Annotated in this window: 21 protein-coding genes; 1 reads left to right on the top strand and 20 read right to left on the bottom strand. The window is 52.1% G+C overall.

Annotated features, from left to right (window positions below; genetic code table 11):
• Positions 1 to 51: 51 nt before the first annotated feature.
• The 9 genes from FDY93_RS10895 to FDY93_RS10860 all read right to left on the bottom strand — a co-directional run bounded on the left by FDY93_RS10895 (position 52) and on the right by FDY93_RS10860 (position 6,896).
• A complete protein-coding gene (locus FDY93_RS10895; RefSeq protein WP_138235786.1) occupies positions 52 to 375 on the bottom strand; it encodes a hypothetical protein in 324 nt (107 codons plus the stop codon).
• Positions 376 to 853: 478 nt separating this feature from the next.
• On the bottom strand, positions 854 to 1,225 hold the full coding sequence (locus tag FDY93_RS10890; RefSeq protein WP_138235785.1) for a VOC family protein: 372 nt from the start codon (positions 1,223 to 1,225) through the stop codon (positions 854 to 856).
• Between the two features lie 96 nt (positions 1,226 to 1,321).
• Entirely contained in the window at positions 1,322 to 1,777 is a 456-nt protein-coding gene (locus FDY93_RS10885) for a GFA family protein (RefSeq protein ID WP_138235784.1), read from the bottom strand.
• A 69-nt stretch (positions 1,778 to 1,846) separates the two neighbouring features.
• Positions 1,847 to 2,527 carry an HAD family hydrolase gene (locus tag FDY93_RS10880; protein WP_138235783.1) on the bottom strand — a complete coding sequence of 227 codons (681 nt, stop codon included), beginning with the start codon at positions 2,525 to 2,527 and terminating at the stop codon, positions 1,847 to 1,849.
• Positions 2,528 to 2,651: 124 nt separating this feature from the next.
• Positions 2,652 to 4,466 (bottom strand): adenosylcobalamin-dependent ribonucleoside-diphosphate reductase, encoded by a 1,815-nt coding sequence (locus FDY93_RS10875; protein WP_138235981.1) that lies wholly within the window; start codon positions 4,464 to 4,466, stop codon positions 2,652 to 2,654.
• 1 nt (position 4,467) lies between these two features.
• A complete protein-coding gene (locus FDY93_RS10870; protein WP_138235782.1) occupies positions 4,468 to 5,433 on the bottom strand; it encodes a ribose-phosphate diphosphokinase in 966 nt (321 codons plus the stop codon).
• Between the two features lie 3 nt (positions 5,434 to 5,436).
• Positions 5,437 to 5,649 carry a hypothetical protein gene (locus tag FDY93_RS19610; RefSeq protein WP_220446170.1) on the bottom strand — a complete coding sequence of 71 codons (213 nt, stop codon included), beginning with the start codon at positions 5,647 to 5,649 and terminating at the stop codon, positions 5,437 to 5,439.
• Positions 5,650 to 5,653: 4 nt separating this feature from the next.
• Positions 5,654 to 6,100: a dienelactone hydrolase family protein gene (locus FDY93_RS10865; protein ID WP_220446169.1), complete on the bottom strand. Its 447-nt coding sequence runs from the start codon at positions 6,098 to 6,100 to the stop codon at positions 5,654 to 5,656.
• A 139-nt stretch (positions 6,101 to 6,239) separates the two neighbouring features.
• Positions 6,240 to 6,896, bottom strand: coding sequence for a phosphoribosyltransferase (locus tag FDY93_RS10860; RefSeq protein ID WP_138235781.1), 657 nt, complete (start codon positions 6,894 to 6,896; stop codon positions 6,240 to 6,242).
• Between the two features lie 77 nt (positions 6,897 to 6,973).
• Between FDY93_RS10860 and FDY93_RS10855 the strand changes: the two genes are divergently transcribed.
• Entirely contained in the window at positions 6,974 to 7,984 is a 1,011-nt protein-coding gene (locus FDY93_RS10855; protein WP_138235780.1) for a hypothetical protein, read from the top strand.
• Between the two features lie 67 nt (positions 7,985 to 8,051).
• Here FDY93_RS10855 and FDY93_RS19965 read toward each other — a convergent pair whose 3' ends face one another.
• From FDY93_RS19965 to FDY93_RS10805, 11 genes are all read right to left on the bottom strand, one after another.
• Positions 8,052 to 8,408 carry an MmcQ/YjbR family DNA-binding protein gene (locus FDY93_RS19965; protein ID WP_138235779.1) on the bottom strand — a complete coding sequence of 119 codons (357 nt, stop codon included), beginning with the start codon at positions 8,406 to 8,408 and terminating at the stop codon, positions 8,052 to 8,054.
• A gap of 143 nt (positions 8,409 to 8,551) precedes the next feature.
• Entirely contained in the window at positions 8,552 to 9,220 is a 669-nt protein-coding gene (locus tag FDY93_RS10845) for a M15 family metallopeptidase (protein ID WP_138235778.1), read from the bottom strand.
• 545 nt (positions 9,221 to 9,765) lie between these two features.
• Positions 9,766 to 10,002, bottom strand: coding sequence for a hypothetical protein (locus FDY93_RS10840; protein ID WP_138235777.1), 237 nt, complete (start codon positions 10,000 to 10,002; stop codon positions 9,766 to 9,768).
• Between the two features lie 163 nt (positions 10,003 to 10,165).
• The gene (locus FDY93_RS10835; RefSeq protein ID WP_138235776.1) at positions 10,166 to 10,561 is read right to left on the bottom strand and encodes a DUF1801 domain-containing protein; all 396 of its coding nucleotides are present in this window, start codon (positions 10,559 to 10,561) and stop codon (positions 10,166 to 10,168) included.
• A gap of 380 nt (positions 10,562 to 10,941) precedes the next feature.
• Positions 10,942 to 11,184: a 2-hydroxymuconate tautomerase gene (locus tag FDY93_RS10830; protein WP_220446168.1), complete on the bottom strand. Its 243-nt coding sequence runs from the start codon at positions 11,182 to 11,184 to the stop codon at positions 10,942 to 10,944.
• A 118-nt stretch (positions 11,185 to 11,302) separates the two neighbouring features.
• Positions 11,303 to 11,968 (bottom strand): phytanoyl-CoA dioxygenase family protein, encoded by a 666-nt coding sequence (locus FDY93_RS10825; protein WP_138235775.1) that lies wholly within the window; start codon positions 11,966 to 11,968, stop codon positions 11,303 to 11,305.
• A gap of 63 nt (positions 11,969 to 12,031) precedes the next feature.
• Positions 12,032 to 12,571 (bottom strand): hypothetical protein, encoded by a 540-nt coding sequence (locus tag FDY93_RS10820; protein WP_138235774.1) that lies wholly within the window; start codon positions 12,569 to 12,571, stop codon positions 12,032 to 12,034.
• 259 nt (positions 12,572 to 12,830) lie between these two features.
• Positions 12,831 to 13,319: a GNAT family N-acetyltransferase gene (locus FDY93_RS10815; protein ID WP_138235773.1), complete on the bottom strand. Its 489-nt coding sequence runs from the start codon at positions 13,317 to 13,319 to the stop codon at positions 12,831 to 12,833.
• An 85-nt stretch (positions 13,320 to 13,404) separates the two neighbouring features.
• Complete coding sequence (locus tag FDY93_RS19605; protein ID WP_220446167.1) at positions 13,405 to 13,617, bottom strand: GNAT family N-acetyltransferase; 213 nt, start codon at positions 13,615 to 13,617, stop codon at positions 13,405 to 13,407.
• 5 nt (positions 13,618 to 13,622) lie between these two features.
• Entirely contained in the window at positions 13,623 to 13,853 is a 231-nt protein-coding gene (locus tag FDY93_RS19600; protein ID WP_220446166.1) for a hypothetical protein, read from the bottom strand.
• A gap of 85 nt (positions 13,854 to 13,938) precedes the next feature.
• Positions 13,939 to 14,325 carry a tautomerase family protein gene (locus tag FDY93_RS10805; RefSeq protein WP_138235772.1) on the bottom strand — a complete coding sequence of 129 codons (387 nt, stop codon included), beginning with the start codon at positions 14,323 to 14,325 and terminating at the stop codon, positions 13,939 to 13,941.
• Positions 14,326 to 14,550: the final 225 nt, after the last annotated feature.

The raw sequence follows: 14,550 nt of genomic DNA, 5'->3' as shown, positions 1-14,550 counted from the left end.
AAATCAAGCACTTACGCGCTTGACTTGCGGCCCGGCCATCCTTAGCCCGGTTTAGATCCTGCTTTCCTGCTTGGACTCTACAGCGACCACCCTGTTGTTTTCGATGGTTACCACAACCAATGACATGCCACCGAGAGAGCTGGGAAGGCGATATGTTAAAATTTCCCGTTTTATTGGGTTCCCACCAGCACCTTCATCTACCGCGATGGTTTCCACCTCTTGGTACATCGGAGCACCGGCTATATAGATTATTTCCTGTTTGCTTTTTCCTTCCTGGATAAGCTTGCCATTTGGAAGCCGGAATGATCCATTGGCATGCGCAGTGAAGGCGACGGCAACGAGAACACCAAACAGTGCCATTTTAAGATTTTTCATGTTTCATACTCCATTACTTTTTCACCTGATCTATAAGCTTTAATCCATTCCGGATGCATAACAAATTCAAGGCCAAGGGTAAACTCACAAAATGTCTTTGCAACATCTAAATTTGCTGTCGCGACATTTGCAACTATTCGCTCTTAGTACGGTCAATAGCTGCTGCCACAACATCTTGCGCAAAGCTACTTCCGAAGCAGTTTTGAGACAGCAGGAAAATTACAGCAATCAAGAATCTATTCATAATCTTGGAGAAATCCGAGCCCAAAATCGCTTGAAAAAATACATCGCCTACGTGGGCATGAGGTTAAGTAACCGATACAAAAATTTGAACGCGCCTCAAGTTTTCCGCTAGGCTTCCCTTACTATCCCTTCCGCCCGAGCTCGAAATACATCGTACCGTTCCAATGCTTCCTTTTGTGATAATTGCATTTTCTTTCCTTGATTATGCAGATCAGGCTCGCAGGTTATAGCTTACTTATAGACCATCGCTTGTCGATGACACCAGATGGATAATATTGGATGGGCTTGATATCCAGAACGCTCTGAACCCCTCCGGCAGCGGTTCAATCTCGTCCCGCCGATGGCAACCCTGCTCTTTGAAATACTCAGAAGCCTTGTCGATATCACTGGTGACGATTTCCAGCCAGATTTCAGACTGGCTCAATCCGGGCATGCAATCGAGCCACAGCACCTTGCCGCCAAACTCAAACCTCGGGGTCTCATCCGGACCATCGGGCGTCAACTCCGTAAGCCGCAGCACATCCCGATAGAAACGAACCGTATTCTGATACTCATGTGCCGGGATTTTCAAGGCGATATTTTTCCCCGGCTGAAACTCAAGATCCATTCAAATCCCCTTAGGTGTGAAAAAGGCAACAGAATCAAGACCATCAGCGAAGCAATGACGCTGCCGTGCGCAGCGATACATCCTCCAACTCGGCATCTATGAATTTTCGCTGGCATACTCCTGCAGCAATTCCGGAAACTCTTCTTGCGGAGGGAATTCGCTGAAACTGTGTTTTGCACCGGTAACAGCCCACGTCAGTTTCTCCGCCGTGTATGTTTCCAGGAATGGCTGGAAGCTCTGTGAACCATCCAGCAGCGTAGAGCGCACGTTCACAAAGTCATCCATACCGTCAGGCCTTGTGAACAGCCAGCTCATGCAATGCCCGCAGAAAAAATGACGAGTACTACCATGCAACCCACCGATTACCGGCTCACCAGCTGTCACCGAGAACGCCGCACTCGGAAACAGCGAACTCAGGCTGAACGCACTGGAGGTCATTTTCTGGCATCCGGTGCAATGGCACGCCATCGTGATCAATGGCGGGGATGCAATTTCAAACTCCACCTGTCCACAACGGCAACTGCCTTTCGTTATACGAGGTACGTTGCTCACTATTATCTATCTCCCAGTTTCCCGTAACTGATCTACGCGCAAAAAAACAGCGATGAAGAAATTCTGCACCTAGGGCTGCGAAGTTTCCATGCCACAGAGAACTTTACGTACGTACTCAACCGCTTCCGGCATACCAGTGAGAACCGTCTCTGCAAGACTAAAGTCTTGAGACCGGGACATATCTGTAGGTAGTGCCAAGCAGTCAATACCAGCGCGAAAGGCCGCTTCGAGCCCGTGCTGAGTATCTTCGATGGCCAGACACTCTGCGGCTGAAACACCAAGCCGTTGGAGCGCCAGAATATAACAGTCTGGCGCGGGCTTACTTGCCCGGACATCATCCCCGGAAACGACCACAGTAAAATAGTCGTTGAAATTGTTGGTTCTAAGAGTTGTTTGCGCGCCGCTCGCACTCGCCCCAGTTACAACGGCAAGTTTAAGTCCTGCGCGGTAAAAATATGATATGGCCTCTTCCACTCCTGGCATCAAGGGAAATGCCTGCCGCTCAAGGTATTCCTGTGTGGCGGCGCTCTTTTCTTCTGCGAGCTGATCAGGCGATACATCAATGCCAAATTTCTGCACCAAATCTACCGCAGAGGCAGGGGTGGGCACACCGGCATAGCAGGCCTTATATTGCTGCTCTGTTAATGTAAACCCGTAGCGCTGTAGAACCTGCGCCCAGATTCTATAGTGAACAGGTTCTGAATTGACCAGTGTGCCATCATGGTCAAATAAAATGGCTCGTAGTTGCATTTGAATTCCGTTCTATTGGCAGCTAAAGAAATGGACTCCGTACTTTTAAACCACCGGAACGGTAAACCGCTTCCTACCCGGCCCCTTGGAATAATGAAGGAGCTTGAGGTTTAGATCAAGATGATCAGTCGCCTTCGCGCTCTATATCGCAACAATGACTCGCCGCTACTTCACTGGCGCTAATGAGTATCGATTCGCGGACCGGATTTGGGCGGAAGGTGGTACAACCTTTGAGGCCAAGCGCAAACGCTTCTCGGTAGAGGGACTCAAACTCAGTAAACGGAAAATCCTCTGGGACATTCACGGTTTTGGAAATGGCGTTGTCCACATAGGCTTGTAGAGCCGCCTGCATGCGCAGGTGCGCCAGCGGCGACAGCTGGCGTGCGGAAACAAATGCCGAGGGCAACTGTTCGGGGTCACCTCCGCGCTCACACCAAAGCTTCCATACCGGATCGACGATGTCGAACCTGCGGTAATCGCTCTCCGAGGTAAGCACCCTGCGACGGTGGTGAAAATCGAATACCGGCTCGATACCGCTGGAAATCCCATTGGCCAGCAGGCTGATGGTGCCGGTGGGCGCAATGGCAATCAGATGGCTGTTGCGAATCCCCTTGTCGGCGATCCCCTTACGCAATTTTTCGGGCAGGGCACACACATCCGCACCGGCAAGAAATTTGGTCCGCTCATACAAAGGGAATGCCCCTTTCTCCGCCGCCAGCGCAATGGAGGTCCGGTAGGCGCTGTCGCGCACGGTTTCCATCACCCTCGCGGCAAGCGCACGCCCTTGATCGCTGTCGTAATGCAGCCCCAGGGCAATCAGTGCATCCGCAAGACCGGTGATGCCAATACCAATGCGGCGGCTACCACGGGCCTGCTTTTTCTGTGATGGCAATGGGTAGTGGGACAGGTCGATCACGTTGTCCAGCATCCGCACACCCACGGCCACACACTCGTCAATCCCGAACCAGTCCAGATCCGCTCGCGCGGAGAACGGAGCCTGGACAAAACGCATCAGGTTTACCGAGCCAAGATTGCAGGCGCCGTAGGGTGGCAGTGGAATTTCGCCACATGGATTGGTTGCGCTGATCTGCTCGCGGTAGTAAAGATTGTTGTGAGTATTAATCCGGTCGACAAATAATACCCCCGGCTCGGCACTGTCGTAGTTTGCACGCATGATTTTTTGCCACAGTTCGCGCGCACGAACACGCTTTAGCACCCGGCATGGCAACGGCTTTGGCTCGCCGCTCCATCCGCGCAACACCTGCTCCCTGCCCTGCCCTTCCAGCAACCGCTCAGGAAATATCAGATCCCATTCGCAATCGTCATCCACCGCGGCCATAAAATCATCGCTAACCAGCACCGATAGATTGAAGTGGCGCAACTCTCGTGGATCGCGCTTGGCATCGACAAAGCGCTCGATATCCGGGTGGTCACAGCGCAAGGTGGCCATCATCGCACCGCGCCGGCTGCCGGTAGAAAGCAGCGTCGCGCAGGTGGCGTCCCAGATGCGCATGAAGGAAACCGGCCCCGAGGCAATGTTGCCGGTGTGGTGGGCACGGCTTCCGGCCGGGCGCAGGGTGGAAAAGTCGCAACCAATGCCGCCCCCCTGCTGCATGGTCAGCGCCGATTCCTTGAGGCGCTCGAAGATCGCTTCCATCGAGTCCTCAATCGTGCCCATCACAAAGCAATTGAACAGGGTAACGCGGTGATCCGTACCTGCACCAGCGAGGATGCGCCCACCGGGTAAAAAGCGGAAATCCTCCAGATTGCGAAAAAAGCGCAGCGCCCAGTGCCCGCGCTTAATCTCGACTTTTGCGAGCGCCCGCGCCAGCCGCCGCCAGCTGTCTTCCAGAGTGGTATCAAAGATCTGCTCACCGTTGCGGTAGCGATACTTGGTTTCCCAGATAAATTGGGAGATCTCGGACTCAAAGTAGTCCATGTCAGACACTCAATTGCGTCGCCGGGCCACCGTGATGAAGCCGGCGGATCGCCTCCGCCAGCAGCGGCGCACAGTCCACTATCTGCAACTGTGTGCCGACCGGTTGCGGCAGCGAGTTGGTGACCGCCAGCACATCGATGGGCAGTTGCGCCAAATCCGCAAGGGCGCTGCCGCAAAACTGGCCGTGGCTCGCCAGCACCAGTATCCGTGCGGCACCGCCGCGCTTCAGAGACTCCGTCGCCCGCCGCACGGTGCCACCGCCGGCAATCAGGTCGTCCACTATCACCACACTGGCACCGTCAACATCGCCCACCAGCACACCCCCCGACAGTTCATCACCGCTGCGGTATTTCTCCACAAATGCCCGCCCCACTTCGCCACCCAGACGCTCGCCAAGGGCCTGGCGGAGGGCCTCCGCGCGCTTGACGCCGCCCACATCTGGCGACGCCACCACCAGCGGGTTTCCATCACCCTGCAGCCGCTCAGCGACGAAATCCACGAACAATGGCTGTGCCGGCAGATGTAGAGTGCGGATGCGAAAGGCATTCTCAAAGGCGGCAAGATTGTGTACATCGAGGGTCACCACACAGTCGGTTCCCAGGGCTTCGAACAGGGATGCCAGATAGCGGCTGGAAAGCGGGTCGTGCAGCTTGGTGCGGCGGTCCTTGCGCGCGTAACACAGGTAGGGAATCACCGCGGTAACGCGGGCGGCGCCGGCGTCCTTGAGGGCTCCGACAAAAAACAACATTCGCACCAGTTTGTCATCGACACTGCTAGCGCGATCCGAGTACAGCGACTGCACCAGATAGACGTCCGCCCCTTCAACGTCATCCAGCGGGCGCAGCTTGTGCTCGCCGTCGACGAACTCACGCTCCTCATGCGCGGCGAGTGGCACACCGAGCGCGGTGGCGACGTCCAGGGCAAAATCGGCACCGGCGTCGAGGCTGAACAGCTTGAGCGGGCGCATAGGTCAACGATCCTGCAGTGTTTGCTGAAACCAGTCGATGGCGAGCGCCACCACCGTCTCCAGGGTGCCGGGCTCCTCGAACAAGTGGGTGGCCCCTTGCACAATCTTTAGTACAGGATCGCAGCGCATGTGCGCAGCGGCGGCGCGGTTGAGCTCTATTACCTGATAATCCTCGCCGCCGACGATCATCAGCGTCGCTGCCGCCACCCTAGGCAATGCGTCACCCGCCAGGTCCGGGCGCCCGCCCCGCGATACCACCGCCTCCCCCCCAATGCGGCCGTTCGGCCGCTGCCATCAGCGCCGCAGCCGCACCGGTACTGGAGCCAAACAGCCCCAGGTGCAGGTCCTTTGTTTCCGGCCCGGCTTTCACCCAATCCAGCGCATCCACCAAGCGTCGGGTCAGCAGGTCGATATCGAAGCGATACTCCCGGGTGAATTCGTCAATCCGGTGTTCATCCGCGGTGAGCAGATCAAACAACAGCGTACCGATACCGGCCGTATTGAGCGCCCCTGCGACCATCGTGTTGCGGGGACTGAAACGACTACTGCCACTGCCGTGGGCAAAAAGGACCAGCGACTGGCCACCCGCTGGCAGCGCCAGAAAGCCCTCCAACGGCCCAGCGCCGGTATCAATCTGCACCTCGCTGCGCGGCACGTTTCTGCTCATGGCTGCTCTCCGCTCACGACTGTTTCTCCGCTCACGGCTGTTTCTCCGCTCAAGGCTGTTTCCTCTCTCAGGGCTGTTTCCTCGCTCAAGGCTGTTTCCTCGCTCAAGGCTGTTTCCTCGCTCAAGGCTGTTTCCTCGCTCAAGGCTGCCCGCTCTCCAAGTCGCCCGCCTCCTGCATCATGTCGATGACCTGCTCGTCGCTGAGCTGGGAGAAATCCCGGTACCAGGCGCCAATAGCCCAGAATGACATCGGCTGCAACGGGCAGACGAAGCGATCCACTAGCGGCGCAAAGCGCTCGATGGTCGCCGGCGGCGCCACCGGTACCGCGATTACCAGCTCCGCCGGCCGCTGCGCCCGCACGGCGCGCGCGGCCACAGCCATGGTGGCGCCAGTGGCAATGCCATCGTCCACCAGGATGACGCAACGGTTTTCGAGCTGCGGCCAGGGCCGGTCGCCCCGGTAGCGCCGCGCACGACGCGCAAGCTCCGCCTCCTCTGCGTGGGTCTCGCGCTCCAGCGCAGCCTCGCTGATACCGCAGTTGATGATGACCTCCTCGTTGAGCACCCGCGCGCCACTGGCGATCGCCCCCATGGCCAGCTCCTCGTGACCAGGCACTCCCAATTTTCGCACCAGCATCAGGTCCAGCGGCGCGTGTAGCCGGCGCGCCACCTCAAGCCCAATCGGCACCCCGCCTCGCGGCAGTGCCAGCACGATGACATCGTCGCGGTCGCGGTAGTCACCGAGGAGTTCCGCCAGCCGGCGCCCCGCCTCAATGCGATTTTCAAACGGCTCCATAACAACCTGCCGGTAGAAATTGGCGAAGGAGTAATACAACTAGACTAGCAAACAGGACCGAACTGCCGATTCAAACCATGCACACAGCCAACGCCGAACTTCCGGGCCTGGAACAGAAGACCCGTTTCCTTCTCTCTCCAGACAGCTATCCGGAGGGGACCAGCTCGGTACGTCTGGAAGAAACCCATATGGCGCGGCTGTTCCTGACCGACAAGTTCGTTTACAAAATGAAAAAGCCGGTGTGCTTCCACTACCTGGATTTCAGCAGCTTGGACAAACGCTATGGGGTCTGCAGCGAGGAACTGCGCCTCAACCGGCGGCTTACGGATGGGGTTTACCTGGATCTGGTGCCGCTGCGGCTGAGCGCTGGCGGCCGCCTTTCCCTCGGCCCTTCTGGCACACCGGTAGAATGGCTGGTGAAAATGCGCCGCCTGCGGGAACAAGACTGCCTGACGCAGCAGATAGACCGTGTCAGCGCGCACTCGCTGGCACCGCTGCTGCAGCGACTGCGGGATTTCCATCGCTCTGCCGCGTCGCTACCACTGAGCGCCACCCAATACCTGGCGCGGTTGCGACAGCGCGTTGAAACCGTACGCTTGGGGCTGCGCGCACCAGAACTGGCGCTGGATGGCGGAGAGATTGATGGACTGGCCGCCGCCCTGGTGGATTTCATTCATGCCCACAGCGCACTGATCGGCGGGCGCGCTGAAAATGGGCATATTGTGGAGGGACATGGCGACCTGCGTCCCGAACACTGCTTCCTGACTGAGCCGCCACAGATCATTGACTGCCTTGAGTTCAATCGCGATCTGCGCTGCCTGAATCCGCTGGATGAACTTTGTTATCTGGCCCTCGAATGCGAGCTGTTGGGGCGCCCGGACCTATGCGGATTGATCGTCAGCAGTTACTCAGACGATGGCGCGCCGGATTCAGCCCTAGTGCGGTTCTACCAGTGCTACCGCGCCTTCCTGCGTGCGCAACTTGCGGCAGCACATCTACTGGACAATGAAGTAACCGCTACAAAAAAATGGCAGCGCATGACGCGGATATACCTTGACGCCGCGGCGCGCCGCCAGCTGCGAAACTGAGCAATGTGCGGATCAAACAGGCGCGTACAATGAGGCCTTTATCGGATAAACGCCCACTCCTAATCCGCTAAGCACCAGCAGCCTCTCGGGCTTTTTTTGACAAACCAGATACTGCCTTCCCGTAAGACCATCGGACTAACTCTCTGACAAGCTCAGAAGGCCAGGAACCCACATCAACTATTGTGATCCAATGAAACCTATGCATGTATCTAGCTGGATTTATTCCTACCTGGTCAGTAAGTTCGAGGTACCGGTCAGAACTGACCCGAACACTAAATCTCCATTGCTCGGGTTCGCTAGTCTTGAAGTAAGCAAATTTTTTACCCCCGACGCTGAAAGAGAGAATATTCCTTGGATAACCCAACTCCTCTTCCCGAGCCCCAGAAAATGATCTGCAGTACTCTTTGGTTTCAGCGACGTCCATTGTTGGCTAATCCTCGTGTTAACACCGCGTTCGCCCACGGCTTACTTTGTCCGCTTTTTCGTGACAATAGCAGTACTGCGCAACGTGAACTGTCGGCCTGCAACGCATAATGATACGAGCGCTCTGACACTAAGCTCGGGCTCCTAGACCTCATCATAAATTGCATACTGCCTCCCGCTTAAAAATGCCCAGTATTGATCCCCATATGAAAAATGCCACCATTCTCTGGCGTAATTAACAAGCCCCTGATCCTCCAGGACTCTCTTTAACAAAGCTCTGTTACGTCTTGCAGAAGAGGATATTCCCTCAGCAGCGGTTGTACATATTCTCGGATCAACTTTAAACCAATCTCGTATCTCCATTCCAAAATCTATAACACAGTTGTCAGCATCAATAATTTCAACATCAACTGCACCGCCAGTACTATGTGGAGAGACTACTCTTTCCCCATCCCATGACTTAGTGGGCGAAACTAGTCTTGATGCATACTCATAAATCTTTCTACTTGACCATTCAGGCCAAGACTCTTCAATCCTACCAAGCTGCTCTTCAAACAACTTATTCTGAAAACTTGGATTTCGGTAACCCTCGTAGACCCGAAACTTCCAACCATCAGGAAGCTTCTTTTGAGCTCGCACAAGAGAAATTACTACCGACTCGCGCAAGAAATGATAGTCGGGTTCAGTATCAGCAGATTCCGGTGGCTCTCCATATAAAAGTTCATCAACTTCTTTAAGGTCGATCAAGCACTCACCATTATCAAAAACGGGAAGATCCCTTACCCTTTTATCCGAAAGTTCAATTATTTCCATATTCCACCAGTATTAAATCGACTGAACCTAAAGAACCGTGCACAGCATGGCGAAGCATTCGAGCATACTTTTTCACAAAAAAGGGGGGAATTTCCGAAGATAGGATTCCGCACTTTACACCACAACTTATGTTACGACCACAAAACGAAGCGCAAGTAAAAAACGTCCTGATTAGAAACCTATCAGCTTCTACTCAACTGCATAATCAATTAGTGCTTCTTTGTAAAAGTCATCTTGTAACTGAGTTATCTTAATGAATCTTATTAACCCCAAAGTACTTACCCCGGCCCTGGTTCTTGAAGGATCTCACGCCGATGCCTCCATGGTCAAAGCCCAAGTCTATCGAGAAACTTGAACTGTTTACTGCACTTACGGAAGTGGACAGCCCCCAAAGCCAATCGCTAATAAAACGCACTTCATTCTTATATTTCTCCCTGACACACACGCCGCCAGCAATGATGGGGGCGTACCGACCTGCGCAAAACATACACAAGGCAAGCTGCCCTGTGAAGGGCCTAAGGCCCCGAGAAAAATACCCGACCTTGTTATAGATTTCGGATCTTGCGCTGATCCAACAAGAATGATGCGTAGGCCGCCCTGGCCTCGCCATCGACCACTTTTCCTCGCTCATTACACCAGATCACAAGCTCATGAGCCTTGACAGAGACCTTTTTAACCACCACTCCACTTCTTCTTAGAGAAAGAATTGTCAAATTTGCATTTTTCTTCCAACTCTCATAGTTATCATCCAATTTATCCGGATCTACCGAGAGAGACTTCATTCTCTCCCACTCATTCTTTTGATACCAACAGAGACCTATAATCATTTTCTAGAGTTGATTAAGTTGAAATTTCCCAGAGCCATGACCTCGTCGCGCGGTCGCCCTGATCTACGACCGACCGGGGAGGAAACAGTCAAAGCTGGAGGCGCATAATTAAGCGATATCACCAAGCCCAGCCTGACATTCGGCATGACTGTTTGATCCACTCAAGAACTTGGGTAGATTGCGCCTCCTCGAGAGTTCTGACCTTCACGTAGCGTGTTTCATCACCAAGTTCTGGTGGGTTATCGAGCTGGCTTCCATTAAGAAAAACAACATTCACAGAAACGTCATAAGCCACAAGCTCAATACACCATCCGAACTGTGTAGAACCGTAATAGGCCTTGCCCCATTTGATTGCGTACCTGGGATCCTTAAGTTCCTGCCGGATTACCTTGTCCAATCTTGAAGCGACAGGGTTCAGAGCGGGCTTGGTATTCGCGATCCATTCTCCGATGATTTCATGATTATCATCTGGTACTGGCGGTTTCTTCGCAGACAAAGGCTTGATGTTTTTCATATTTGGTTCTCCTGCCTTACTTAATGAGTCTACTGATCTTTTCTGTTTTTTTCGTGTTCGTTGTAATAATTAAGATTTAACCAAACCCGCTTTACATAATCACGCATTCAACTTTTTAGCATCGAATTCTTCCGGGCGGGCTCGGCCACTGACGTTCTGTGACCGTAAATCGTCTTTTCTTCGATACAGTCAATGCACCGCATCATCCAATCTGTGGCCGCCCAATCATTGGTCCAAGTTGGCACTGGCATCAGCCTTGTCCGGGATTTACTCTGCTTGCTACACCTGCGGAAGGCCGCACTCCTGGAGCATCACAGCTAGGTATTGTATGGTGTACATGCTCTCCGAAACGGGCAAAACTGAAGCCGATATACCTGACGCTACTTATTCTGCCGCTCTTTCCAGTCATCAGTTAGCATACCTGCATAGCCCCAATCCTCCTCTGCGATCTCCTGAAGTACGATATGAATATGCTCTGGCTTCTTACCCAGATTCGTGACCAGGGAAGCAGTGATTTCTTCTACCAATCTTCTCTTCTGCTCCCTGCTTGCACCTTTTGTGATTTGTACGTTTACATACGGCATACTAAAAACCTTCATCGTATATTTGATGCTGACTGACACATAACCCGCGTTGAGTCGCGGCTTACTTTACGCATCTTTTTCGCGAAAATGGCAGCGATAGCGACCGCGTAAAAAGTGCGTAAAATAAGTTTTCGGCCCGCAGCTCTTTGTTACGTATTTACGCCCACTGGACACCATTTTTTAACTTATAGCTACTATATTCCAAGTGTAGAACACGCCGCCTCGATGGCTTAGCACCCTTATTTGAAGCGTGTAATAAATGAGGGCGCATGACCAAAGCCGACAATGCCGGAGCCTCTACAATAACGGCAGCCTCAGATTTATCAACATTATGTATGTGGTCTTGAGAAAGGATACCCAAGGCGTGGCTCCCAGGTATTACTTTAAGGCAGCCGTTTTCCAAATTTGATTCATCGAAGTGTATACGGAAGGCAACCATATCTTTCAGCACCTCGACAGGTGGTTGGACATGGTGAACTCCTTCTTTTACGCTCCAGGGTCCCCAACCTTCAGCTTCGAACCTGGATGATACAGCCACGGTTTTATCCTGGTGCCAAGTGACGAGCCAGTTGTTCTCCGGTGATTTATCGAAAAGAATTGCCCTGACAAGCGATGCCTTTCCGGTTAAATATTTTTCAGCCTGACAAAGCATTTCGTCGGAGTAAGCAAACACGTTGATCAAGTTAAATTTCTTTTCAGCATTGCGAATGCCGCCACCTCGATTTCTCACTAGTTCTGAGTCGACCTCGTTGATGATGGAGGTAGCCATCTCAAGACTTAGAAAATTCTTTATTAACTTATATCCAGATTCATTTAGTGACACAGAGACGGAACCTCAAAGACACGTAACGCCGCCGGCAGGGACAGCTTACCTTGTTAACTGGCCTCACTGCCTGACTAGATTTAGGCTCGCTGGGGTTAGCTTGCCGGCTTTACTGTAGCTCTCATTTCTTAAAATTGTATTGTTATCTAAAAACTCAAAAGAAAGCGAGTGCTGATGACTATCCTTAAGGCTTTTAAGGTTTGTAGCATCTTGAAATTCGAAGGAAATACTATTTGGATCACTCGATTTTCCGAGTTTCAACCTAGGCTGATTTCCCTGCGGGCAATAATGCGTCGCAAGCAAGCTCTCTCCATCTAGGTGATACACGGTGAAGGAATGTGAAGCACCTTTATAAATCCAGTTCTCTATAAGCACACTACCGTTCGCACTACTTTGGAATGAAATATAGAAATCTTTGCTATCACTTCCCTCCTTCTTCCACTCTCCAACTAGAGATTTTAGCTTTTCAAAATCATTACTTGGATCAGCGGTTGCGGAGAATGAAAATACCAATATCAATAAAAACCAGACGATTCTCATGAGTTCAATTCCTTCTGACAGATAATGAGGCTGTAGAAAAGCTCCGGCCCCTTTGCTGTTCATATTATGTGCAGATAATCTGGCTTCTATGCGAATTCTGTACCTGATTCACATGGCGAGAAACATTTCAGAGCACTCTCCGCACGAAAAACTAATCTACGGAAGAAGTGCTCGAGCTTTTCTACAGCCTGAACGCCGCGCTCACGTTTGGACAATGCTATGCACATTTGTGCGAAAATGGGAGCGTAGCGACCAGCACAAAGGTGCATAGCGTTGGCCGTCCTGTGCAGCGCGGCGTTCGGTGTTCGGTATTGAAGCCATCCTAAAGCCTCTTACCCATGATACAAAGGCTGTAATTGCGACCGTCCATTTTTGCGACATCAGGAAGTCGCCCCCATTCCTGGAACCCATGCGCGTGCAGTAGACGCATGCTCGGAGTGTTGTGTGCGAAGACATACCCAACCAGAGTATGCAAACCAAGTTCCGGCGCCATTTCTTCAGCAGCCCGTAATAACCTTTTCCCAAGCTGCTTGCCCTGATTCTCAGGAGCAATGTAGATACTCAGTTCAGCCGTATGCCGATAGGCAGGTCTGCCGTAGAAATCTTCAAAGCTTATCCACCCAACGATCTCTGTTTCTTGCTCGTATACGAGTAAAGGCCGACTCTCCGGATGATGTTTGCGAAACCACTGAAGCCGTGATTCCATCGTTACCACCTCAGTATCAGCTGTGGACCGTCTAGATGCGATTGAAGAATTGTAAATATCTACAATTCTTGGAAGATCCTGCCCTTCTGCATGCCTTAAATTCATAGAATTTTCTTCCTGAAAACTGCGCAAATTTACTACCACTTATGACACCGAACGCCGTGCTCAGCAGCGGCTTGTTAGTAGCGGCCTACGCACCCCGCTCCAAAAAAATGATAGTGGTTTTACCTAAACTTGCTCTCTTGAATTCCTGGTAGCCTCTACGTTTATACACAGATAAATTGAATTCACTGCGCTCACCGGTAAATAATTCATAACGCAAGGCATCTGAGCAGGAATTTTCAAGTGCTGACAATAGCATGGAACCTATGCCTTGACCTTGAAACGCCGGCAGTACAGCCATTCTTCCTATATGACAGGTTCCCGCAACGAATAATATTGGCCACTCGCCACTATCATCTTGCCTTTTATCACCTTTAGAACCGTCTTATTGGCGAAATCAGCTCTTAGATCATCCACGGTCTGCGTTAAAGGAGGGATTTCAAAATCATTGTAAATCTCAGCCTCCGATTGAAAGGCGGCATGCTGAATTTTCAAAATTTCTTCAGCATCACGCAAATCTGCTTTCTGAATCTCCATATTCTCAGCTCGTAGCTACTAATGCCCGGCACAGCGGCGAGCGTAGCGAGTCCGGCAGCCATGGGCTGCGAACTGCTGCCGCTTGTTACACGTTTACTTTGTACTTGAGGTCATTTGCTTCATCACCTGTTATGCCTCGAAAGCCCCACTGATATGGCTGCTGTTCTTTGATCGTAATTTCAACATCAATCGGAGACAAAGCAAGCTGACTTTCGATTTCTTGAAATAGAGCTTTAATAAGTTTTTTCTGAGTCTCAGGCTTGCGACCTGCCATCATGTTTATTTCGATGACAGTGTAGCCATCACTTCTACCACCCGGATAATAGAAATCATCTTGTTCCAAGGGCACGAATCGATGTGCTCGTTTATCCTCCGGCATACCGAGAACAGATTGCATACAACCATGAATAACATCAGACAACTTTGCTTTTATTGGATTAAGTTTTTCCTTGATTCCATAAATTACAATCATGTCGACTCCTTAGAACGTGTAACGCCCAGCGCAGGCAGCGCGGAGCGCATTTTGTGTTAATGTTTGAGCACCAGCGAGTAACACAAAAGGTGCGTAGCGTTGGCTGTCGCTCTGCCACTGTTTGTTATGCACCCCGGATTCATATACTAACCGCGACACATCACCTAAAACTGGAGGTGATCTGCGATACTAGGGGCATTTTACTCCCGCCAAGAAGTGAATTGC

It is taken from the genome of Microbulbifer harenosus, from assembly GCF_005771435.1.
GTDB classification, from domain to species: domain Bacteria; phylum Pseudomonadota; class Gammaproteobacteria; order Pseudomonadales; family Cellvibrionaceae; genus Microbulbifer; species Microbulbifer harenosus.
The sequence above is the reverse complement of the archived record's forward strand: the minus strand, read 5'-3'. Positions and strand labels throughout refer to the sequence as shown.